Raw genomic sequence first — 22,553 nt, 5'->3', positions numbered from 1 at the left:
CACCCGTGCCCATACGTGCCAGCTCCCCCGAAAATGAATATACCTCCCAGACCAGTCGCCAGCCTGGGCAGCTGAGCGATGAAAACGGCACTCTGGCTATCCACGGTGACTGGACACTCACCGACTATCAAACGCTCAAACGGCGGGTCGCAGACTATTCCGGCAAGCAGTGGAACACTGAGAATATTGATATCAAAAGTCTGGGGCGGGTTGATACAGCGGGCGCTTCGCTTCTTGCGAAGCTGCTCGGGCCAGACGGTCTTGCCACTCTGGCGACGCAGGAAAGCACCCTGCCCCGGGAACAGAGCGCTCTGCTCCGGGCTGTAGCTGAAGCCCTGCAGGAGAAGCCACTGCCCGAGCCTGAAGGCGAGGCGCCAGTATCGCAATTCCTCACAGAAACCGGCAGGACGGTTGAAGCGATCTGGCACCTGATCTATCTTCTGTCGGGGTTCGTTGGGCAGATTATCGCGACTTTGTTCGTTGTGCTGCCAAGGCCCGGGCGCTGGCGTGTTACCGCTTTTGTCGCTGCCATTCAGAACACCGGTCTCAACGCACTCCCCATCGTTGCTCTCCTCACCTTTCTGGTAGGCGCCGTGGTGGCATTCCTTGGGGCCACGGTTCTGAAAGACTTCGGTGCCACCATTTACACGGTCAATCTGGTCGCCTTCTCGTTTTTACGTGAGTTCGGCGTTCTGCTCGCCGCGATTCTGCTTGCGGGCCGCACGGCCAGTGCATTCACAGCACAAATCGGTGCCATGAAGGTGAACGAAGAGCTGGATGCCATCCGCACTCTCGGGCTGGATCCGGTAGAGCTGCTGGTGATCCCGAGGGTTCTGGCGATGATGGTCAGCCTGCCCATTCTTACCTTCGTGGGGATGCTCTCCGGCTTGATCGGTGGAGCCATGGTTTGTGCAATTTCGCTGGATATTTCCCCGGCCCAATTCATGGCCATTGTGGAGCGGGACATTGCACTCAAGCACTTCCTTGTGGGTATGTCGAAAGCACCGGTTTTTGCCTTCCTGATTGCGGCTGTAGGCTGCCTGGAAGGTTTCAAGGTGGGCGGCAGTGCGCAATCGGTTGGTGTGCATACTACATCCAGCGTGGTTCAATCCATTTTCATCGTGATTCTCCTCGATGCCGTTGCTGCACTTTTCTTCCTGGAAATGGGCTGGTAAATCATGACCGACTCGAAGTTCGAGAAAACCGGCAGCCAGACCGATCCCGTTATTGCGGTGCGGGATCTGGATAACCGCTTTGGCAGCCATGTTGTTCACAAGGATCTCAACCTGGACCTTTTTAAAGGCGAGATTCTGGGCGTTGTTGGCGGTTCGGGAACGGGCAAATCGGTGCTCCTGAGAAGCATCGTGGGGCTGCACAAGCCTTCAGCTGGTCGTATCCGTGTATTCGGCAAAGATCTCGATACGCTGAGTACCACAGAGCGTTCAGAAACCGAGCAACGGTTTGGCGTTCTGTTCCAACGAGGCGCATTGTTCACCTCGTTGAATCTGCTGCAGAACATTGCACTGCCGTTAATTGAACATTGCAGCCTGTCACGCTCCGATGCACAGGAGCTTGCCCGCATGAAGCTTGCACTGACAGGCCTGCCGGCCGATTCCGCCCTCAAGTACCCGTCTGAACTCTCCGGTGGTATGGTCAAACGTGCTGCTTTGGCGCGAGCACTGGCGATGGACCCGGAAATTCTGTTTCTGGATGAGCCAACCGCTGGCCTCGACCCGATTGGCGCTGCGGCTTTTGACAAACTGATCGTTACCCTCAGGGACGCATTGGGGTTGACGGTGTTCCTGGTCACACACGATCTGGATACGCTTTACACAACCTGCGACCGGGTTGCCGTTCTGTCGCAAAAAAAGGTTCTGGTCGCAGACCATATTGAAAAGGTTGCGGCGACAGACGATTCGTGGATTCAGGACTATTTTCAGGGCCCCCGCGGGCGGGCCGCCAGTTATGCATTCCGGGCTCAGGAACAGAGCCGGTTACGGGAGTAAGAGCCTATGGAACCGAAAGCACACCATTTGGTCATCGGAGTTTTTACGCTGATTGCGGTAGTGGCAGCACTGTCGTTTGCGCTATGGCTGGCCAAGTCATCTGCTGACCGCGAGTGGGCCTACTATGAAATCGTTTTTGACCACGCGGTGGGCGGGCTCGCCAAAGGTAACCCGGTGCTATACAGCGGTGTTGCGGTTGGCGATGTGCTGGATATGAAACTGGATCAGGCCAACCCCGGCCATGTGCGGGTTCTGGTTCGAGTGGAACAGAGTGTTCCCGTGCGCAAGAACACCCGCGCCGGCCTGGTTCTGGCCAATATTACCGGCAGCATGAGTGTTCAGTTCAGCGGCGGCACCAAGGACAGCCCGGTGCTGGAAGGCAGCAGAGATAATCCGGCGTTAATCACCGCTGAGCCTTCTGCGTTCAACAGCCTCCTGACAAACGGCGAAGTTTTGCTGACCAAGGCGGAAAAACTGCTCACCAGTGCAAACAGGGTCCTTTCGAAAGAAAACACTGAAAACCTGACAGCCATTCTCAGCAATGCCAGAGAGGCAAGCGACTCGCTTCTGGGCAGCCGTGACCAGCTGGTGGCGTTGCTTGAGCGCATGGACAATGCCAGTAAACGGGCTGCCGAAGCCGCATCCAGAGTCTCTGCGGTGTCGGATAACGCCAACGCCCTGCTGCAGAACGAGGGTAAAACGGTGTTGATCTCTATGAATGCGGCCATGACGGGAATAGAGCAAACAGCCAACCGTATTGATCAGCTAACCCGTAATAATGAAGGCGCTCTGGATTCCGGCCTTCAGGGTATTGGTGAACTGGCCCCGGCCCTGAGAGAGCTGCGCAACACGCTCAGAAACCTGAACCAGTTTACTCGCCGCCTGGAAGAAGACCCAACTGGCACAATCTGGGGCGGGCCCACCATCAAGGAGGTATCCCAGTGAATAAAACGGCTAAAAAGGCTTTCAGAGCTGCGGGTACCGCGCTGATGTTTGCCGGGATGATGACCGCCTGTACGATTTTTCCCTCACCTGAAGCGCCACGGGTGATGGATTTCACGGTTCCGAAAAGCCTGCAAAAGAGTGAAATAAGCCGGCCTCAAAGCCTTCGTATTGATACGCCTTTTGCTTCAGAGCCCTTCAACAGCACACGCATTCTGACCAAGCCTGAGCCCTGGGAATTCCTGGTTTACGGGGGAGTCCGGTGGCGGGATACAGCCCCGGTTATGCTTCGGGATATGCTGGCGGGTGCTTTCAGAGCGAACGCAAGTTTTCGTGATGTAGCGATGGATACCGGCCCCGGCAATACCGATCTCACTCTGGCCTCTGAAATTACGGCTTTCCACTCCGTAAGCTACGGCGACAGTACCCGGGTGACCATTGCTGTTTATGCCCAGCTGATAGACAACCGTTCAAGAGCAATAGTCTGCTCCGACAGCTTCATTGTTTCGACACCGGCAAAAGACAAGAGCATAGACTCGGTTGTGCAGGCATTCGGGAGCGCCGGAGAAAGGCTGGCGGAACAGGTTATCGACTGGGCCAGCGCCTGTAAAACTGGCCCTGATCAACCCTCCTGAGGAAACAGGTCTGGCCAGGCAGCCTTGATGTACAGCCCCATAGACCAGAGTGTGAGCACGGCTGCGACATACAACAGAGCAACCGCAACCTCTGAGAGAAGCTGACCCGGTGGAAATGCCAGCAACCCCACAATAGATGCCATCTGCGCGGTGGTTTTGATCTTGCCAATGTAGGACACGGCAACACTTCCGCGGCTGCCGATTTCAGCCATCCATTCCCGAAGTGCCGATATCACGATTTCCCGGCCGATAATAATGGTAGCCGGTATTGTTAACAAAATTGCGGAATACTCCTGAATCAGCAGCGCCAGGGCTACCGCCACCATCAGTTTGTCGGCAACCGGGTCAAGAAACGCGCCGAAGGGCGTGCTCTGGTCGAGCTTGCGGGCGAGATAACCATCCAACCAATCCGTTGCGGCCGCCACTGCGAAAATAGCCGCACTCGCCATATAGCTCCACTGCGCCGGAAGATAAAACACAACCACAAATACCGGAATCATAATGATGCGGGAAAGTGTGAGAAGGTTGGGTAAATTCATACGGTTATTACTCATCATGCAGTGCTGCGTATATGTTTTCAGCCAGAGATTTGCTGATGCCCTGAACCTTGGTCATCTCATCCACGCTGGCTTTGCGTAGTTCTTGTATACCGCCAAAATACCGGATTAACTCCCGGCGACGTTTGGGGCCAACGCCTTCAATACCTTCCAGGGTAGACTGGCGGCGCTTCTTGTCGCGCCCGGCACGGTGTCCGGTAATGGCAAAGCGGTGGGATTCATCCCTTATGTGCTGAATCAGATGTAAAGCTGGTGAATCAGCAGGGACGCGGAACACACTACCTGTCATGGCGTCGATCAATTGCTCCATGCCTGCGCGCCGGGTTACGCCCTTGGCGACACCGATAAGAGGAATATCGGAAACCCCAAGTTCATCAAACACTTCCCGGGCAATATTCAACTGGCCCTTACCACCATCGATGAACACCAGATCCGGGCGCTTGCCCTCACCCGCAACCATGCGACGGTAACGGCGCGTCAGCACCTGGCGCATGGCGCCATAATCGTCTCCGGCTGTCACGCCTTCAATGTTATACAAACGGTAATCGCTTTTCAGGGGACCATTCTCATCGAAAACGACACAGGATGCGACGGTATTTTCGCCGTGGCTGTGGCTTATATCGAAACATTCCATCCGCGACGGCGTTTCCGCAAGCTCCAGCATGTCGCGCAATGCCAATAATCGGCGATAGACGGTTTCCTTGCTGGCGAGGTGGGTAAGCAGCGTTTGCCGGGCATTGGTCATGGCCAGTTCCAGCCAGCGGCGGCGCTCTCCGCGCACATTTCCCCGTATACGGGTTTCGCGATTTGCCGCATCCGAGAGCGCCTGCGCAAGAAGCTCCTGGCCTTCGACATCCACAGGCACCAGCACGTCTCTGGGAATCTCGCGGCGAGTGTTGCCGCCGAAATAGTACTGGCCGAGAAAGGCGCTAAGCAGCTCCCCTTCCGACTGCTCAAGGGAATAGCGGGGAAAGTAGTCCTTGGTTCCCAGAACCCTGCCACCGCGCACAATAATCACCACAATACACACCACGCCGGCATCCTGTGCGATGGCAATCACATCGGCATCACCGCCCTCGCCGTCTACCGACTGCTGTTCCTGCACGTGGCGCAAGTGATTGATCTGATCCCGGTAGGCTGCGGCTTTTTCAAACTCAAGATTTTTGGCAGCCGCTTCCATGGCATCCATCAGATCACGAATGATGACCGGGTTTTTGCCTTCCAGAAACATGGCCGCGTGGCGGATATCCTGCTGGTAATCCTCTGGCGAAATATACTCCACGCAAGGCGCCGTACACCGGTTGATCTGATACTGCAGGCAGGGGCGCGTACGGTTTCGGAAATAGCTTTCGCTACAAGATCTTATGCGAAATACTTTCTGCAATACATTAAGACTTTCCTTGACCGCGCCCGAGCTTGGAAACGGCCCGTACCAGGTGCCTCCCCCCTTTTTGGTGCGTCCACGCCGGAAGGTCAGCGAAGGGTAATCGCTGTGGGAAGAAACGTAGATGTAAGGATAGGATTTATCATCACGGAGCAGGATGTTATAGGGCGGCCGCAGAGACTTGATCAGGTTCTGCTCAAGCAGGAGCGCTTCCGTCTCGCTGCCGGTAATAGTCACTTCAATGGAGGCAATTTTGGCAACCAGAGCTTCCGTTTTTGGCGCCAGGCCGGTCTTGCGAAAATAGCTGCTGACCCGCTTCTTCAGATTTCCTGCTTTGCCGACATACAGCACTGAGCCGCCTTCGTCGTACATTCGGTATACGCCGGGCCGCTCTGTCAGCTGTTTCAGGAAGTGCTTACTGTCGAACTCCCCGCTGCTTTCGCTCGGGGTATCAGAGCTTGTGAGCATCAAGCAACCCGAGTCGGACGGCCATCAGAGCCAACTCAACATCACTGGAAATCTCCAGTTTTTCGAATATCCGGTAGCGGTAACTATTAACAGTTTTCGGGCTCAGGCAGAGTTTGTCGGAGATGTCCTGAACTTTCTGGCAGTCTACGACCATCATGGCTATCTGCATCTCACGCTCGGAGAGGCGATCGAACATCGATGATTCGCCCTCCTCGTCCTTGTCACCGCCCAGTTGCTTGAGTGCCATTTTCTGGGCAATTTCCGGGCTGATGTAGCGCTGGCCTGAGTGAGCCATGCGAATTGCCCGAACCATTTCGCGAATATCAGCACCTTTGGTGACGTAGGCGGAGGCACCACTTTGCATTACACGAGCCGGATAGGGATCGTCTGCGCAGGCGGTTACTACAATCACACGAATTGTATCGTCTATTCTCAGGACACGCCGCGTCGCTTCCAGGCCGCCGATGCCCGGCATGCGGATATCCATCAGTACGATATCCGGACGGTCTTTGCGCACGAATTCTATCGCGTCTTCACCTGATGAAGACTGACCGATAACATCAATGTCGGGATTGTCCGCGAGCATCCGGGTTATCCCGGAACGAACCAGCTCATGGTCATCTACAACCAGTACCCTGATCAAAACTCACCTCGCATACTGCATTCGGAAATCAGCGCGATTGTATCGTTTACAGCCGCCCCCGGGTAGGTGCAAACCGAAATACACCGGGAAGCTGACCATTCATTTCGGTGAGCCAAGCCCGGCTGTATTCTCAACCGGATCAAACCAGACAACCAGTTCGCCCCTGTTAATGGCTTCCATTACACGGCTCAGTTCTGCGAGAGGATTCTCGGTATCATTCAGCCCATGGTAGCGCGTGCAGTACTCTTCTGCCAGACCATTCAGTTGATCTTCCGTCAGTAATCCCTTGTCTACAATGAACTTTTCCTCGCGGGGATCGGACTGTGGCTGGTGCGCGGCTTCGTCGCTCATAACATCTCCTGTGGGGGTGCTCATCTTAGGGACTATGCCGGCCAAGGAGAAGCCCCTCCCACTTTCAAAATCCGGAACGATTCTCTATCATCCTCCGTTTTCATAAAGTTTGGATGCTAATGAACGCCTTGGTTTTTCGTCTCACACTTCCGATTCTGTTCGGCTATCTCCCGCTCGGCATGGCGTTCGGCGTGCTGTTTACAACCCAGCTCGACTACGCATGGTGGGCTGCGCCCCTGATGGGCGTGGTGATCTATGCCGGTGCCGGCCAGATTCTGGCGGTCAGCCTGTTAGCGGTTGGGGCCGGCCTGCTGGAAGTATTTATAGCCATGTTCGTGCTGAACGCGCGCCATCTTTTCTACGGGCTTTCCCTGCTCGGGCAGTTCCGGGGTGCCGGTTGGCGCAAGCTGTACCTGATTTTCGGGCTGACCGATGAAACCTACTCACTGCTCACCAGCCGGCCCCGCTCGCTGGATAGCACTCACGAGCTTGACGTGGATTTCCGGATCACAGCATTCAATCAGGTTTACTGGGTGATTGGCTGCACTCTGGGGGCGCTTCTGGGGCGAAATGTGGCGTTCGACAGTACCGGTATTGAATTTGCGCTTGTCGCTCTGTTTATCGTTCTCACCATAGAACAGCTCAAAGCCCTGGGGGATGCCTTTCCGGTCTGGGCGGGCGCTGCGGCTGCGGGGGTCGCTATGATTCTGCTTCCACCAGCGCATCAACTGATCGGCGCTATCGCCATCGTTACCGCCGTACTTTTACTTCAGTATCGCAGCCTGAGGGCCAAATCCGGCGCGGAGGGCGGCAGTCATGTCTGATACTGGCTACCTGGTTGCCTTCATTGCCGTTGCTGCAATCGCAACGTTTGCAACACGGATCATACCTTTCCTGTTTTTTGAGCGGCACACCGAGCACCCGCTCATCAAACACCTCGGGCGCTATTTACCGGCAGCCGTTATGGCTTTGCTGGCAACGGTTTTTTTGCAGCGTTCGGGAGACTGGTCAGGGACAGTACCGGGGCTCGATGCGCTTCTTGCGGGCGCACTTGTAGTGATCGTTCATTTATGGCGCCGCAATGCCCTGCTCTCGATTGCAGCAGGCACAGCGACGTATATGGTGATACGCCAAACCGGCATACTGGAATCAGGGCTTGCGGGCTGAGGCTCTGCCTCAGTGCTGCCCTTCCAGATTGGCAACCAGCCTTGAATCGCTCAAAGCGGCGGTGCGATGCTTGACCACGCCCTTGTACTCAGCGCTTTCAATCATTGCCATAAAGGCTTCAATTGAGGGGTAGCGTACCAGCAACACCTGATCCCAGGACTCCTCAGGCGGTGCGATAAGGGTGCCAACACTGCGGCCAGACCATATAACTTCAGCCCCCACGGCACTGACACAGGCAGCGGCCTCGCGCATATAAAGCTGATAGGCTTCACGCCCGCTCCGGTTACCGGATTCGTCGGCGTAATCAGCTCTATCGCGAAACCTCAACAGGTTGAGCATTACCACGGGCTGATCTTTAGGCGTGTCTGCCAGAACCTTTCTCAGCTGCTCCGGAGCAGTATTTACGGCGCTCATGCTGGCCCTCATGTTCAGATAAGTTGCGCAATACTATAGCCCACCCTTTATGTCTCCCGGCAAGTGATTTCATTACCTTTCCGTCAGATCTATGATACGGGCATCATTCCTCAGAACCCTGGCCAATCCGAATGGACCTGATCAGCATTTTCCAACAGACACTGGAAACCACACTCCCTGTCTTTGCCATGGTCTTTATCGGCTTGGGCCTGCGCAGAATCGGCTGGATTGATGACGCGTTCGTCCATACTGCTTCCGCATTGGTTTTCAAAGCCACCCTGCCTACTCTGGTTTTTCTCAGCATCATTAAAGCCGATCTCAGTACGTCTCTGAACCCGAGCCTGCTTGTTTTTTACCTGTTTGCGACGCTCGCCAGCTTTGCGCTCGCCTGGTTATGGGCGCGCTGGAACGTTGCTCATGAAAATCGGGGCGTGTATGTTCAGGGTGCCTTCCGGGGCAACTGCGGCATTGTGGGGCTGGCATTGGCAGCCAACCTCTACGGCGACTTCGGGCTTTCGGCGGGCAGCATTCTGCTGGGGCTGGTCATCCTGTCTTATAATGCGCTTTCGGTGATTGTACTCACTGCCTATCAGCCGGGGCAGTCTGCACAGTGGCGACGCATCCTTCAGGATATTCTGCGCAACCCGCTGATACTTTCTGTGTTCGCCGCCATTCCTGTTGCCTGGTTTGATCTGCAGCTGCCCGAGTGGGTAATGACCAGCGGTGATTATTTTGCTTCCCTTACATTGCCACTGGCTCTGCTGTGCATCGGCGCGACCGTTTCACTCAGCGCCCTGCGCAGTGACAGTTCAACCGCATTCAGCTCCGCGCTGATGAAAATGGTAATTCTACCCGTACTTTTCACCGGTGCCGCCTGGGCGATGGGTTTCTACGGGCCCGAGCTCGGCTTGTTGTTCCTGTTTTTCGCAAGCCCGACTGCCGCCGCCAGTTTTGTAATGGCTAAAGCGCTTGGGGGCAACGATCGGCTGGCAGCAAACATAATCGCAATAACCACGCTGATGGCGAGTGTGACCATAACCCTGGGCGTATTTGTCCTGAAAGGTGCCGGCCTGATATAAACAGGTTCTCGATTCCACTCGTTCAACGATCTATCAGGGCATTAAATGATGGACGGAAAGCCATTTTCCCAAGCCTGCGAGAACAACAAGCAGGTGATTCTCGAAAAAATTGCTGCGATATTCAGCGGCCCCATAACCGTTCTGGAGATCGGCACCGGCACAGGACAACACGCGGTTCATTTTGCACGTAACCTGTCGCATCTGATCTGGCAGCCCAGCGACCATCCGAGTAACTACCAGTTATGCGAACCATGGCTAAGCGAGGCTCGCCTGCCAAACATCAACAAGCCATTGGCTCTGGATGTTTCCAGGAGAGACTGGCAACTGCCGCCAATCAACGGGGTATTCTCTGCAAATACTGCCCACATTATGGCGTGGCCGGAAGTTGAGGCCATGTTCCGGGGCGTGTCTGCCAACCTCCAGCCAAAAGAAGCCTTCTGCCTGTATGGTCCATTCAATTACAAAGGCCAGTTTACCAGTGCCAGCAATCAACGGTTCGACGCGCACCTGAGACAACAGAACCCCGCAATGGGGATTCGCGACATGGATGACCTGAAGCGGATAAGCAGCGAAAACAAGTTGACCCTGGAGTCGGATTTCGAGATGCCAGCCAATAATCGACTGCTGGTCTGGCGAAAGGGCGAAAGCGAATCCAACCGATGAACTACTCCCTGAGAAACACGCGACCAGACGAAATGGAGTGGCTCTATGAGTTGAACAAGGAGTCCTTCCGCGAGGTTGTGGTTCGCCAGTTCGGTAACTGGGACGAAGCCTTCCAGCGGCAGCTTTTTTTCTCAAAGTGGAAACAGCCGCGCCCGGCCCGGATTATTGAAACAGGAACGGATCGCGTCGGCGTTGTGATTCTGGAAAAGCTTGAAGATTGCAACTGGCTGCATGAGTTGCAGATTTGCCCCGACTACCAGCGGCAGGGCCTGGGAACCACACTTCTGAATGACCTGCTGGCAGACGCACGGTCGCGGGGAGTCCCGCTTCGCCTTCAGGTTCTGCACGCTAATCAGGATGCGAAGCGACTCTATAAACGAATGGGATTTCTGGAAACAGAGACGCTGGATAACCATTTTCTGATGGAAAGCAGTTAACATCGCTCCACCTTCTTAATTGAATGATCACTCAAATATATATTGAGTGATTGCTCAACTTACGTTAGAGTCCTTCCGTCGAACTCACACAAACGCCGATAGACAAGCCTTTCCAGAAGTTCGAGTGGCATAAGGCGAGTTAACCGGAAATCTCAAAAGCCGGAAAGCTGCTCTCGAAAAGGAGAAGCTTTCCGGCTTGGGTCACGAAAACATAAAGGAGATCAGGGTCATGTCGGACACCAATCAGTACCAACCGCCAAGCGTCTGGACCTGGGACGCAGAAAATGGTGGCGAATGGGCCAGCATCAACCGCCCCGTCGCAGGCCCTACCCATGAAGCCTCATTGCCGCGCGGAAAACATCCCTTGCAGATCTATTCAATGGGCACACCCAACGGCCAGAAGGTAACCATCATGGCCGAAGAGTTACTTGCCGCGGGCGAAACTGGCGCAGAATACGATGCGTACCTGATCCGGATTGGCGAAGGTGATCAATTTTCATCGGGTTTTGTCGACGTTAACCCTAACTCTAAAATCCCGGCCCTGTTTGATACCGAAACCGGCAGCCGGGTTTTTGAGAGTGGTTCGATACTTCTATATCTGGCTGAGAAGTTCGGGCGCTTTCTCCCCAAAGACGCCGCGGCACGCACTGAGGTGCTGAACTGGCTTTTCTGGCTGCAAGGTTCCGCGCCCTACCTGGGCGGTGGCTTCGGGCACTTTTACGCCTATGCACCCGAAAAGTTTGAGTACCCGATCAATCGCTTCACCATGGAAGTCAAACGCCAACTGGACGTGCTGGACAGAGAGTTATCTGAACATCGCTATCTGGGCGGAAACGAATACTCCATTGCGGATATCGCCACCTGGCCCTGGTATGGCAATCTGGTTCTGGGAGAGGCCTACGATGCAGGCGAATTTCTGCAGGTGGAAAGTTATAAGAACGTACGCCGCTGGGCGCAAGAGATTCTCGAACGCCCTGCGGTTCAACGTGGCCGTATGGTCAATCGCACCAGAGGCCCGCTTTCAGAGCAACTGCATGAGCGCCATGATGCCTCGGATTTTGAGCTGAAAACCCAGGACAAACTGACACCGGAATCAACTGGCTGATTCACATGTGATACACAACCTGCTCTCGGCACAAAAGTGTCAGAGCAGGCAGGCACCCGCAGAAGATCAGTGCATGTCTGTACTTCCATTGATGCGCATTGCTTCAAGTGACAGCGCCATATCTTCTGCCAGAGCGTGCACAGCTTCGCTATCCACATCACGCTGAGCAAAAGCCCGTAACCCCATCACTTCCGCCTGCAGCCTGCGGCCGAGGCGCTTCGGATCAAGCTGACTATCCAGCTCACCCACCTTTTGTGCATCAGCGAAGCCATCCGCAAAACGCGCCTCCATACCCGCGAGTAAATGCTCAGCCTTGCTTCTGGCAGCCTGCTCCCGGTCACCCAACTCCAGCAGACTTTTCACCAGCATGCAGGCGCGGCTTGGCAACTCCTGGTCGCAAAGCCCACCAAGCCCCCGCAAATAAGCAGCCAATCCCGCCAGCGGCGACTCATGGGCGTGCAAGGTGCGCTCAAGGTTCGCCAGCCCCAGGCTGGCATAACGCTCCAGCGACTCCTGGAAGAGCCCGTCTTTGCTGCCAAATGTGGCGTAAATGCTACCTGGCCGCATATCGAGAGCTTTCTCCAGATCCTTTAGCGAAGTGGCATGAAAGCCTTTCTGCCAGAACAGGTGCAGCGCCCGCTCCAGCGAATCTTGCCGATTGTGAATCATTGCTCGAGCCATAGTTATCACCGGTTGTCATCGCCGTGTTTCAACACGACTCTGAATTCTGAACGATTACTCAATTTTATATTGAGCAACCACTCAAGTCCAGATAGAGTCTGGGAATAGAACTAGTATTCCGAAACACTCCTGCGCTTCCGACACCACAATAAGAGAACGCCCTATGCCAAATAACGCCTTCCCCTCGATAATCGTATTTGACGTGAATGAAACGCTGCTGGATATCACGACTCTGGAGCCTTTGTTTGATCGGATGTTTGGCAACCCACGCATGCTTCGAGAATGGTTCGCCCAGCTTGTGCTTTACTCTCAGACAATGACCCTCGCCGGACTCTATACACCCTTCGGCGAGCTGGGCATTGGTGCACTGAGAATGACGGCGAGTATTCATGACATCAACATTACGGATGCGGACGTTTCGGAGCTGAAGGAACGGATGAGTTCTATTCCGGCACATCCCGATGTTTTACCGGCACTCACCCGCTTACAGGATGCGGGGTTTCGAATGGTCACATTGACCAACTCAGCCAGCAGCACAGTACCAACCCCGCTTGAAAAGGCCGGCTTGAGTAGCTTTTTTGAAAAGACATTCAGTGTTGAAGAGGCACGTAAATTCAAGCCGGCACCGGAAACCTATCAACTGGTCGCCGCAGAACTGTCTGTCGAGACTTCAGACCTGTGCCTTGTAACCTGCCACTTGTGGGATACCATCGGTGCACAAGCTGCGGGGTGCCGCGGTGCGTTTCTAAAGCGCTCCTACAACGACATGCTGCCAGCGCCCAATGTGCCTGTCCCTGACCTTTGTGCATCAGATCTTACTGCCCTTGCCGACCAGATCATCAAACGCAAACAAGGCGCCTGACCAATTTATGAATCAGCCAAGGCGCCAGCAGCATCTCAGTACGCGCCTTCGCTGTAGATTAACTCATAGCTGTGGCTGTAGATCTCCAGAATGTTTCCGAACGGATCTTCCATGTAGATCATCCGATAAGGCTTCTCACCCGGGTAGTAGTAACGCGGCTTCTCCATCCGCTTCTTGCCACCGGCCGCAACGATGCGATCGGCAAGCTCTTCAACATTCGGATCCTGCACGCAGAAATGGAAGATACCAGTTTTCCAATACTCAAAGTTGTCTTCCGGATTAGTTTGATTTTTAAACTGGAATACCTCTACACCAACCCTGTCACCGGTAGACATATGGGCAATGCGGAAGCTACCCCAACCTTTTCCGAACACCTCTGTACACATTTCACCGATAGCGCTGTCATCTTCAACGATTTCGGTCGGCTCCATGATCAGATACCAACCCATAACCTCGGTATAGAACTTAACGGCTTCTTCCAGACTGGGAACCGAAATGCCAATGTGAGAGAAATTTCTCGGGTAAACGTTGCTCATATCCTGTTCTCCTGTTTTATCGTAGAGACAGGTTACAACCGCCTTATAATTACGTAAAATTATCGTTTATAATATTGATGAGTACGAAACGTAATGACAAACACCACCTGGCTGCGAAGTTTTTGCACACTCGTCGAGGTAGGCCACTTCACCCGCACCGCCGAGCGCCTGCACATGACGCAGTCAGGTGTCAGCCAACACGTGCGGAAACTCGAAGACCAGCTGGGGGTTGCTCTGCTGGTGCGTGAAGGCAAACAGTTTTCGCTCACGGATGCGGGCCAACTGCTATACGCCGAAGGGCGCGCGATCATCCAGGCGCTATCCAGCCTTGAACAAAGAATCGTCGAGGACCCCCCGCACGAGGGCCTGGTCAGGGTGATGTCGCCCGGAAGCGTGGGTCTCAAACTCTACCCTCACCTTCTGGAGCTGCAACGCCGGCATCCCGGCCTTGTGATTGACTACCGGTTTGCTCCAAACACCGACGTTGAAAACGCGCTTTCCGATTACAGGATCGATTTCGGGTATATGACCACTGCGTCAACTCTGGAGGAAGTGAGCTGCAAACCAGTCGCAGAAGAATCGCTCCTGCTGGTGACGCCTGCGGATGTTGTTGAACCCAGCTGGGAGGCTTTGACGAAACTCGGCTTTATCGACCACCCCGATGGGGCCCATCATGCCGGCATGCTGCTTGGCGCCAACTACACTGAGTTCCAACATAGCAATCTGTTTGAAAAGAAAGGATTCTCGAATCAGATTGGTCTGATCCTGGAGCCCGTGAGCATGGGACTGGGTTTTACCGTTTTACCCGCTCATGCTGTCGAGGCCTTCGGGAGACCTAAGTGTGTGAGGACACACCGGCTCGCCACCCCGGTCAGTGAGACTCTCTACCTTGCTGTTCGTCGCGACAGAACGCTGCAGAGCAGAATGAACACTGTGATTGCAGAATCGAAGAAGTGGCTCTGAAATCAAAGCCAGTATCGAAAGCCTGCAGTCCGCGCCCTCCTTTCTGCATCTATCTTCTCAAGTTTTGACATTTTCCTGATAAAACCTCCACAAAGTCGTGATACCGCCAGAGCTAAGGTACTCACTCACGAGTAGCCCGACTTCGTCTGTCTTCAAGGGGGTCATTTTCGCTGTGATCAGATTTTCACCACCTTTTTTCTCACTCCAGGTGCAAGGATTCCTGGCTGCCGGGGGCCTTGCCACGCTGTTTCACTGGCTTGTTATGGCTGCGTTGATTGGCGCCGGGCTTGAGCCAACAGTCGCAACCGCAAGTGGAAGCCTGTCGGGCGCCGCACTGAACTATGGTCTACAGCGACGCATGGCCTTCCGAAACGCTGGCCCGCACAGATTTACCCTATGGCGCTACGTCGGATCCTGTTTTTTCGCCTGGCTGTGCAATCTCATATTTTTCTTCCTGTTCAATAACCTTTTGGCACTTCCCGTACCGCTTTCCCAATTGGCTGCTACGGGGCTTGTCGCTGCAATGAATTACACCGTTTACCAAAGGCTGGTTTTCCATGAACAAACGCGTTGAATTCCCTGCTGTACCGTTTGATAAGCCATTGCTATCACTCGTAGTGCCGCTATTTAACGAGCGCCCCATGCTGCCTCTTTTCTTTGAGCGGGTTCTACCGGTGCTCGCTCAACTGGACCTGAAGTGGGAAATCGTGTTGGTTGATGATGGTAGCGACGATGGCAGTGCCCAATACATCCGCGGTGTTGTTGACCGAACGCCGGGCATCCGTCTTGTTAAATTGAGCCGGAATTTCGGCAAAGAAGCCGCAATGACGGCGGGTATGGAACATGCCATGGGCGATGCGGTGATTGTGCTGGATGCCGACCTGCAGGATCCGCCCGAGCAGATCCCGGGCATGGTCGAATGCTGGCAGTCTGGTGTAGATGTTGTTCTGATGCAGCGTCGTTCACGGGCTGGGGAAACGGCCTTCAAGCGCTGGAGTGCGCACATTTTCTATCGGTTACTGAACCGAACCAGCCGGACAAATATTCCGGTGGATACCGGTGATTTCCGGTTGATGAGTCGAAAGGCGGTTAGCGCTCTGTTGACTCTGAAGGAGCGCAATCGCTATATGAAAGGGTTGTTTGCCTGGGTCGGCATGCCAACCAGAATAATCCAGTATGACCGCGAACCCAGAGTCGCAGGGGAAACAAAATGGGATTATCCAGGCCTGGTTGGACTTGCGCTTGAAGGGCTGACTTCATTCTCGGTATCACCTTTGCGCTGGGCCACGTTGATCGGACTGATCGCCGCCACTATGGGCGCGGTATTCGGGCTGTGGATCGTCGTCAAGGCTATCATGCTGGGCGATGCGACCAGCGGCTATCCATCACTGGTGGCCATCATCAGCTTTCTCGGTGGCATTCAATTAATAAGCGTGGGCATCGTGGGCGAGTACGTCGGTAAGACCTATATGGAATCCAAACAGCGACCGATTTACCTGACCGAAGAGGTGCTTGAAAGCCGGGTCAGTGTTACGCAGCAGGCTAATCGTAAAATGACAGGGGCACGACATGTCAAAGCGGTTTAACGTCTGGTTGCTGATACTGGCGGTAATACTGGTGAGCCGCTTCATCAGCATGGCGCTGTTTCCCTTTGCAGACACCACCGAGCCTCGTTACGCGGAAATCGCCCGCTTGATGGCGGAAACCGGAGACTGGATTACGCCCTGGTTTGAACCCGGCGTTCCATTCTGGGGTAAACCGCCCTTGTCTTTCTGGGCCCAGGCGGCGTCCATCAAGATGCTCGGTATCTCGGAGTTTTCGCTACGCTTTCCTTCCTGGCTGGCAACGCTTGGCATGGTGTGGCTGGTGTGGCGACTGGCGCGGCAACTCTGGAGTGTTCAGGTAGCTCAATGGAGTAGCCTGGTTTTCGGGACCATGGCCCTCACGTACATCAGTGCCGGAGCCGTAATGACCGACGCCTTTCTGGCTCTTGGCACCACGCTTACGCTGGTCAGCTTCTGTTTGGTGATGTCGGGAGAACGCGGCGTTTGGCGATGGCTTTTCTTTCTTGGAATGGTGATCGGACTTCTGTCCAAAGGACCCTTGGCCCTGGTGCTGACCGGAATTCCCATGAGTTTGTGGTTACTTCTCTCATGGCGTGAAGCGACCACATACTTGCGAAGACTTCCCTGGCTGGGAGGAACGCTGATAACAGCGCTGCTGGTCTGTCCCTGGTATGTCCTGGCTGAGTTAAAGACCCCCGGGTTTCTGGATTACTTTATCATAGGGGAACATATTCGCCGGTTTCTGGACCCGGGTTGGGCTGGAGACCTCTACGGAAGTGCGCATAACCGGCCCAAGGGCATGATCTGGATATTCTGGTTGTGGGCATCCTTTCCATGGGGAATTGTTGCGCTGGCGAGCCTGGCAAGTGCATTGCTCAGTGGCAAAAGAAACGAAGTCCTGCACACAGCCATATCAAATCCCGGAGTCCGCTTTTTACTGCTCAGCGCAATAGCGCCTATGCTGTTTTTTACGCTCGCAGGCAATACACTCTGGACTTATATACTGCCTTCACTCCCGTTTACCGCCATCCTGATCGGTCGCCGGGTCTCGCATTGGGAGACTTCCCCGTTGTTTAGGGTACGGGGCGGCCTGGTGGCGCTTGTGCCTGTTTTACTGAGCGTGTTCGTCGGTCTGGCCGCGACAGGCTGGACGCCGGTCAAAACGGAGAAGGAACTGGTAAGCTATTACCAACAGAACAGGCAAGCACAGGACAGCCCGCTGATGTATCTGGACAACCTGCCCTTTTCCGCCAGGTTTTACTCAGGCGGGGATGCTCTTGAAGTCACCCGGGATGGTTTGAGTAACTTGCATTTGGCCGACAGATTTAAACGTTTGTACGTGGCAGTTCCGAGAAACTGGTCAGACAATAACGTGGCTGACTTATCCATTTCAAACCGGAAGATTATGGAAAATAATCGCTATCAATTGTTGATTATTGAGGGCTCGCGCCACGGTCAACAAACAGTGTCTGGCGCCAACGGAGTTCGCTTGAATGACATCTGATCACTCTTCTGCACTCTCTTCTTCACTCTCTCCTGCCCTGTCTTCTGGCAAAAGGTCTGTCAAACCTTCTCTCAGGCTTTTGATTGTTGAGGATCAGGTGGACCTGGCTGAAAACCTGTTCGAGTTTCTGGGTGAGGATCGTTACGCTCTGGATTTTGCCGCTGACGGTCTGACCGCCCTGCATTTGCTGGCCACCCAAACCTACGATGTTATCGTGCTTGACCTGATGCTGCCTGGCATTAACGGCTATGATATTTGCCGGCGTATCCGCCAGGACCTGAAATGCGAAACGCCTGTTATTCTGATGACCGCATTGAGCGCACTGACCGACAAGGAAAAAGGGTTTGATTGCGGTGCAGATGATTACCTTGTAAAACCGTTCGAGTTGCGTGAGCTACAATTGCGAATTGAAGCCCTGCACCGGCGCTATTCACCCCAGAGGCCCGTCTTGTCGGCCGGCGATGTACGGTTCGACCCGGGCACACTTGAAGTGGAACTGCACGGGCGGAAAACAGCACTATCCGGCACGCCGGCTCGCCTGTTTGAATTATTGATGCGAGCCTATCCGAGCTTCCTCAGCCATGAAGCACTGAGCGAAGCCATATGGGGAGCTCATTATGGCGAAACGGAAGGAAACAGCCTGCGGACTCATATTTACACACTCCGAAAATCCCTTCAGGCCAGCGTGGGTAGCGGTATGGTAAAAACCATCCATGGACGAGGGTACAGGTTAGAGGTCCCTGCGGACCCCCTTGAAAAAGAAAGTACCGATACACCATGAAATCCTCCCTGACCACGCGTCTGGCCCGAACCCTGTTTTTCCTGATCGCCGCCACGACTGCTCTCTCGATGTTTATCGTCGAGGTGTTTGTAAATGATGTTGAGGACACTATTCTCAGCCTGGAGCTGAAGGCAGATGCCGAGTTTTTCACAGAGCAACTCCGGGAAGGGAGCTTTCAACCTCTAAAAACAGCCCAACTGGAAGCCACTTTCCTTCCCGAAGGTGAGCATGAAGACCGCCTGCCAGACTATTTTCAGAGCCTCCCTCTGCCGTTTTCCCAAGAGGTCGAGATAGGTGAAACAACACTTCTCATATTCGGCGAGCAGGTGACCGCGCCAGACGGAAAGCTGTTTCTGGCTCAGGATATTACGATCATGGAAAACCGCGAGTCCCTGGTTCAGCTTGCTCTGGCAGGTGTAGCCGGCTTCATGCTTCTTGTCGGTTTTTTTGTCGCCCGCACAGGCGCCCAATACCTGGTGCGCCCCTTTAAAGAGCTGACTCGTGAAGTCCTCAACACAGCACCGGGCTCCAGGATGCCGCAAATCACTACGGATTATCATGATCAGGAGTTTTGCGATATCGCTGCTGCATTTAACCGCTTCCTTTCCGCTTCAGAGCGCCATATCGAGCGCGAGAAGTCGTTTGTAAAGCTAGCGAGTCATGAGTTGCGCACACCCCTTGCCGTGATGAGTGGCGCCCTCAACGTACTCGAGCAGCGCCAGAGTTTGTCAGCAGCGGACGAAAAAACCCTCGCTCGTATCCGCCGGGCCATGCAAACCATGCGCGACGATACAGATGTCCTGCTTGAGCTCGCTCGCAGTGAAACGCCCAAAGACGATGCCCGAACCGTGATATTGCAGGAAATCGTCCAGAACACCATTGATGACCTGGAACAGGGGCTTCCGAATCATGCCGGGCGGATTACTGTCTACTCAGACAGCTCGGAACTGAGAATAAACACTCATCCCGCTCTGGTGCGCATGTTGCTGAGAAATCTTTTGCAAAATGCATTAAGGCACACCGTTTCCGAGGTGGAGGTTCGAATGGTCGACTCCAGCATCTCGGTGCGGGATTTCGGCCCCGGACTTCCTGATCGAATTACTGCAAGCCTGAATACTGACGAAGCACCCCGCGCCATTACGTCCCCGGCCGGAGAGTTCAGCAACACCACTTTCGGGTTGCTGATTGTCCGGCTGGTTTGTGAACGACTGGGCTGGGATCTGGAGGTCTCGCAATCAGACGGCAAAGGCACGGAGTTTTTGATCCACGTTCATAGCCTGGCCTGATACGCCTGTTCCCGATACAACATCAGTGGAAGGAGTGCATGGGCCAGCGCTTTTTCAGTCGCAGCTTTCTCCGGACTGTCTTCCAGATATTCTGTGCTGCCCTTTTCTCGGGAATAGACTCCGGCTAAAGCTTCCTGACCGGGCCGCAATACTGTCACGTTGAAGCGGTCGTCCATCCACGCATAGTAATCATTGAACTGCATGATCGCCCGGCCGGGCTCTTCCGGAAAACTCAGCAGATCACGGCCTATCATCGGGTGGTCACTGGCAATGCCCATAAGTGATAGCAGGGTGGGTGCAAGATCGATCTGGCTGGTCACTGGTTTAATGCGCCGGCTTTCAATATCAGCCCCAAGTATCAGCCCCGGAATCTGAAAGTTCTTCACGGGCACCAGCTCGTCACCCCAGACCCTGGCGTCATGATCAGCAACAATCAGGAACACCGTATCCTTCCAGTAGTCACTGTTTCGGGCAGTATCGATGAAATCACCCAAGGCGTGATCTGCATATTTAACGGCATTATTAACAGTATTTTTCTCATCGTCGTAACGCTCTATTCTTTGGTCAGGGTATTCAAATGGAGTGTGATTGGAAGATGAAAAAACCAGACGGAAAAAAGGTTTCTCCGACTCATGGAGTTTCTCAAGGTCTTCATGGGTTTTTGCGAACAGATCTTCATCGCTGACCCCCCAACTCCCGGTAAAAACGGGGTTGCTGTAGTCCTGTTCGTCGATGATCGTGTCGAAACCGTTTCCGGAGAAAAAGCTGCGCATATTGTCAAAATGGGCTTCACCGCCGTAAATGAAACCTGTGTCGTAGCCTTTATGTTTCAGCAGCTCACCCAAGGTAAAGAACCCTGTCTGGGACAGTGACAGCTTCACTACGCTCCGTGCCGGAGAAGGCAAATAGCCGGAGACAACAGCTTCAATACCACGAACAGACCTTGTACCCGTCGCATACAGATTCTCGAACCACCAGCCCGAGTCTTTCAGGGCTTCAAGGCGAGGAGTAACCGGGGTGCCACCCAATGACTCAACAAAGGTCGCACCCAGGCTTTCTTCAAGAACAATGACCAGATTAAGTGGGCGGGACTTTTCGAGTACAGGGCGCTGCCGGTGTAGCGTCGGAAACTCACTTGAGCTGAACGCGTAGTCACTGAGCCAGGGCGCGCTCCTCACCTCATCGAGTATTTTGGAAACTTCCATTTGGCCGTAGATGTCACCTGCGTCGTCCTCGTGCTTGAGATTGTAGATAGCAAAGGCCACCGACCAGGTTGAGTTGATTATCAGCGAATTCACCAGGGCATCTGAAGTCAATGCAAACATCGCCGGGTTAGCAGGTCGATGGCCGGTCGTGGAACGGATACATATAAACACGGCGAGAATTACGATCGGCCAAACCAGAAGCGCCCGAGGATAGCTGCCCGACCTGACCTCCCCTGACCAGGGTCGTAACAGCCAGGCGAACAGAAGCGTTACTGAGACGCAAAGAAAGACCCCGGCAACAACTGTCGGCAAGTATCCCTCCCAAAGCATACTCAGTACTTCTTTTGGATAATTAAGATATTCAATGAACAGGCGGTTGGGCCGGGTATCGTATTCTGCAATAAAGGTTGGCGTTGCCAGCTCCATGAACAGAAAAACGAAAACAACAAAAAGCGACCACAGGCCTGTCAGACGCTTCCAGACTGTCCAACTGAAACGATGGCCCAGAACCGGCAAAAGCAGGACCAGAGGTGCCACGGCCATACCCGCCATGATCAGATCCACCCGTAGTCCATGAAGAAAAATGTCTGGCCAGACGGATGTTTCCGCAACCCGATCGAACTGCCATGCAACCAGCAGTACACGGGACAATCCTCCAATGAGAAGTATTGCCAAAAACAGCATCAATATCGGAGCATAAGCACCGGTCCAGCTGAACCGTTGATATACACGTTCCGGCAATGAGCGTATCGGGAAAGACAATGAAGTCATATCTGCACTCTGTGTAAGAAGCTTCGCCTCAGGCGACTTATTAACCGAAGTGCAGAATAGAAGGGACCACGTCAATGGCGAGTCAAAAAAGTATCAAGAAATTGTCAAATCATGGGAAGTGTAGGTCGGGGAGCCCATACAGCGCGCCCGGAGTGCTGCACCAAAACGAAAAACCCCGGCTTTCTATATGAAAGCCGGGGTTTTAATTGGCGGAGAGAGAGGGATTCGAACCCTACATACTGGATGGACCAGAACGGATACAACCGGAATATCAATGATATAGAAAAATCTAGCAGTACGGCTTCGGACAGCATGGGACACCTGATTGCCCCAATTTCGCCCCAGCATTTCACGCGAAGATTCCCAGTTTTTACATGGCAGAGGTCGGCAGCTCAAACCTTCCTTCCTAGATCTACCATTCTTCAGCAACTTACAACCATCAAAAAAATCAGCCCGCTGGGTATGCACCGACTGGTCACAAACACTGGTCCTTGACCTCTTGACAGAGGTTCTCAAAACTCTCAAGAAGAAATTTCTTGGTATTCACG

General features: G+C 54.0%; 25 protein-coding genes. 17 read left to right on the top strand and 8 right to left on the bottom strand.

Annotated features, from left to right (window positions below):
• Positions 1–11 precede the first annotated feature (11 nt).
• From ACN0RL_RS14450 to ACN0RL_RS14435, 4 genes are read left to right on the top strand one after another with little or no spacing between them, the layout of a single operon-like run.
• A complete protein-coding gene (locus ACN0RL_RS14450) occupies positions 12–1,175 on the top strand; it encodes an MlaE family ABC transporter permease (RefSeq protein ID WP_417517999.1) in 1,164 nt (387 codons plus the stop codon).
• Positions 1,176–1,178: 3 nt separating this feature from the next.
• The gene (locus ACN0RL_RS14445) at positions 1,179–2,006 is read left to right on the top strand and encodes an ABC transporter ATP-binding protein (protein ID WP_417517987.1); all 828 of its coding nucleotides are present in this window, start codon (positions 1,179–1,181) and stop codon (positions 2,004–2,006) included.
• Between the two features lie 6 nt (positions 2,007–2,012).
• Entirely contained in the window at positions 2,013–2,951 is a 939-nt protein-coding gene (locus tag ACN0RL_RS14440) for an MlaD family protein (RefSeq protein ID WP_417517985.1), read from the top strand.
• Positions 2,948–3,583, top strand: coding sequence for an ABC-type transport auxiliary lipoprotein family protein (locus ACN0RL_RS14435; RefSeq protein ID WP_417517983.1), 636 nt, complete (start codon positions 2,948–2,950; stop codon positions 3,581–3,583). Before ACN0RL_RS14440 ends, ACN0RL_RS14435 begins: the two co-directional genes overlap by 4 nt.
• Here ACN0RL_RS14435 and pgsA read toward each other — a convergent pair.
• The 4 genes from pgsA to ACN0RL_RS14415 form a co-directional block, all read right to left on the bottom strand.
• A complete protein-coding gene (pgsA, locus tag ACN0RL_RS14430) occupies positions 3,571–4,122 on the bottom strand; it encodes a CDP-diacylglycerol--glycerol-3-phosphate 3-phosphatidyltransferase (protein ID WP_417517981.1) in 552 nt (183 codons plus the stop codon). The genes ACN0RL_RS14435 and pgsA overlap by 13 nt on opposite strands.
• Before the next feature lie 7 nt (positions 4,123–4,129).
• Positions 4,130–5,992 (bottom strand): excinuclease ABC subunit UvrC, encoded by a 1,863-nt coding sequence (uvrC, locus tag ACN0RL_RS14425; protein WP_417517979.1) that lies wholly within the window; start codon positions 5,990–5,992, stop codon positions 4,130–4,132.
• The gene (gene uvrY, locus ACN0RL_RS14420) at positions 5,976–6,635 is read right to left on the bottom strand and encodes a UvrY/SirA/GacA family response regulator transcription factor (RefSeq protein WP_417517977.1); all 660 of its coding nucleotides are present in this window, start codon (positions 6,633–6,635) and stop codon (positions 5,976–5,978) included. The genes uvrC and uvrY overlap by 17 nt, the downstream gene beginning before the upstream one ends.
• 99 nt (positions 6,636–6,734) lie before the next feature.
• Positions 6,735–6,986, bottom strand: a complete 252-nt coding sequence (locus tag ACN0RL_RS14415; RefSeq protein ID WP_417517975.1) for a hypothetical protein — start codon at positions 6,984–6,986, stop codon at positions 6,735–6,737.
• Positions 6,987–7,105: 119 nt separating this feature from the next.
• Between ACN0RL_RS14415 and ACN0RL_RS14410 the strand changes: the two genes are divergently transcribed.
• Both ACN0RL_RS14410 and ACN0RL_RS14405 read left to right on the top strand, forming a co-directional pair.
• A complete protein-coding gene (locus ACN0RL_RS14410) occupies positions 7,106–7,810 on the top strand; it encodes an AzlC family ABC transporter permease (RefSeq protein WP_417517973.1) in 705 nt (234 codons plus the stop codon).
• On the top strand, positions 7,803–8,153 hold the full coding sequence (locus ACN0RL_RS14405; protein ID WP_417517971.1) for a branched-chain amino acid transporter permease: 351 nt from the start codon (positions 7,803–7,805) through the stop codon (positions 8,151–8,153). Before ACN0RL_RS14410 ends, ACN0RL_RS14405 begins: the two co-directional genes overlap by 8 nt.
• Positions 8,154–8,162: 9 nt before the next feature.
• Here ACN0RL_RS14405 and ACN0RL_RS14400 read toward each other — a convergent pair whose 3' ends face one another.
• Positions 8,163–8,567: a DUF1330 domain-containing protein gene (locus tag ACN0RL_RS14400; RefSeq protein WP_417517969.1), complete on the bottom strand. Its 405-nt coding sequence runs from the start codon at positions 8,565–8,567 to the stop codon at positions 8,163–8,165.
• A gap of 131 nt (positions 8,568–8,698) precedes the next feature.
• Between ACN0RL_RS14400 and ACN0RL_RS14395 the strand changes: the two genes are divergently transcribed.
• The 4 genes from ACN0RL_RS14395 to yghU all read left to right on the top strand — a co-directional run bounded on the left by ACN0RL_RS14395 (position 8,699) and on the right by yghU (position 11,851).
• Positions 8,699–9,646, top strand: a complete 948-nt coding sequence (locus tag ACN0RL_RS14395; RefSeq protein WP_417517967.1) for an AEC family transporter — start codon at positions 8,699–8,701, stop codon at positions 9,644–9,646.
• A 45-nt stretch (positions 9,647–9,691) separates the two neighbouring features.
• On the top strand, positions 9,692–10,309 hold the full coding sequence (locus ACN0RL_RS14390; protein WP_417517965.1) for a DUF938 domain-containing protein: 618 nt from the start codon (positions 9,692–9,694) through the stop codon (positions 10,307–10,309).
• On the top strand, positions 10,306–10,746 hold the full coding sequence (locus ACN0RL_RS14385) for a GNAT family N-acetyltransferase (protein WP_417517963.1): 441 nt from the start codon (positions 10,306–10,308) through the stop codon (positions 10,744–10,746). Before ACN0RL_RS14390 ends, ACN0RL_RS14385 begins: the two co-directional genes overlap by 4 nt.
• A 229-nt stretch (positions 10,747–10,975) precedes the next feature.
• Complete coding sequence (gene yghU, locus ACN0RL_RS14380; RefSeq protein WP_417517961.1) at positions 10,976–11,851, top strand: glutathione-dependent disulfide-bond oxidoreductase; 876 nt, start codon at positions 10,976–10,978, stop codon at positions 11,849–11,851.
• A gap of 66 nt (positions 11,852–11,917) precedes the next feature.
• Here yghU and ACN0RL_RS14375 read toward each other — a convergent pair whose 3' ends face one another.
• Positions 11,918–12,532 (bottom strand): TetR/AcrR family transcriptional regulator, encoded by a 615-nt coding sequence (locus ACN0RL_RS14375; protein WP_417517960.1) that lies wholly within the window; start codon positions 12,530–12,532, stop codon positions 11,918–11,920.
• Between the two features lie 163 nt (positions 12,533–12,695).
• Between ACN0RL_RS14375 and ACN0RL_RS14370 the strand changes: the two genes are divergently transcribed.
• Positions 12,696–13,394, top strand: coding sequence for a haloacid dehalogenase type II (locus tag ACN0RL_RS14370; RefSeq protein ID WP_417517959.1), 699 nt, complete (start codon positions 12,696–12,698; stop codon positions 13,392–13,394).
• Positions 13,395–13,429: 35 nt separating this feature from the next.
• Here ACN0RL_RS14370 and ACN0RL_RS14365 read toward each other — a convergent pair whose 3' ends face one another.
• A complete protein-coding gene (locus tag ACN0RL_RS14365) occupies positions 13,430–13,930 on the bottom strand; it encodes a lactoylglutathione lyase family protein (RefSeq protein ID WP_417517957.1) in 501 nt (166 codons plus the stop codon).
• A gap of 93 nt (positions 13,931–14,023) precedes the next feature.
• On the opposite strand from ACN0RL_RS14365, the gene ACN0RL_RS14360 reads away from it, so the two are divergent.
• From ACN0RL_RS14360 to ACN0RL_RS14335, 6 genes are all read left to right on the top strand, one after another.
• The gene (locus ACN0RL_RS14360; RefSeq protein WP_417517955.1) at positions 14,024–14,893 is read left to right on the top strand and encodes a LysR family transcriptional regulator; all 870 of its coding nucleotides are present in this window, start codon (positions 14,024–14,026) and stop codon (positions 14,891–14,893) included.
• Positions 14,894–15,065: 172 nt separating this feature from the next.
• Positions 15,066–15,467, top strand: a complete 402-nt coding sequence (locus ACN0RL_RS14355; protein ID WP_417517953.1) for a GtrA family protein — start codon at positions 15,066–15,068, stop codon at positions 15,465–15,467.
• On the top strand, positions 15,451–16,479 hold the full coding sequence (locus ACN0RL_RS14350; protein ID WP_417517951.1) for a glycosyltransferase family 2 protein: 1,029 nt from the start codon (positions 15,451–15,453) through the stop codon (positions 16,477–16,479). Before ACN0RL_RS14355 ends, ACN0RL_RS14350 begins: the two co-directional genes overlap by 17 nt.
• Positions 16,463–17,962 (top strand): ArnT family glycosyltransferase, encoded by a 1,500-nt coding sequence (locus ACN0RL_RS14345; protein WP_417517949.1) that lies wholly within the window; start codon positions 16,463–16,465, stop codon positions 17,960–17,962. Before ACN0RL_RS14350 ends, ACN0RL_RS14345 begins: the two co-directional genes overlap by 17 nt.
• Complete coding sequence (locus ACN0RL_RS14340) at positions 17,952–18,743, top strand: response regulator transcription factor (protein WP_417517947.1); 792 nt, start codon at positions 17,952–17,954, stop codon at positions 18,741–18,743. Before ACN0RL_RS14345 ends, ACN0RL_RS14340 begins: the two co-directional genes overlap by 11 nt.
• Complete coding sequence (locus tag ACN0RL_RS14335; protein ID WP_417517945.1) at positions 18,740–20,029, top strand: sensor histidine kinase; 1,290 nt, start codon at positions 18,740–18,742, stop codon at positions 20,027–20,029. Before ACN0RL_RS14340 ends, ACN0RL_RS14335 begins: the two co-directional genes overlap by 4 nt.
• Here the strand turns inward: ACN0RL_RS14335 and ACN0RL_RS14330 are convergent.
• Positions 20,014–22,005, bottom strand: coding sequence for an LTA synthase family protein (locus tag ACN0RL_RS14330; RefSeq protein WP_417517943.1), 1,992 nt, complete (start codon positions 22,003–22,005; stop codon positions 20,014–20,016). The genes ACN0RL_RS14335 and ACN0RL_RS14330 overlap by 16 nt on opposite strands.
• Between the last annotated feature and the right edge of the window lie 548 nt (positions 22,006–22,553).

It is taken from the genome of Marinobacter sp., from assembly GCF_048259445.1.
In the GTDB taxonomy this organism is placed as follows: domain Bacteria; phylum Pseudomonadota; class Gammaproteobacteria; order Pseudomonadales; family Oleiphilaceae; genus Marinobacter.
This window is presented reverse-complemented; position numbering and strand designations above follow the sequence as displayed.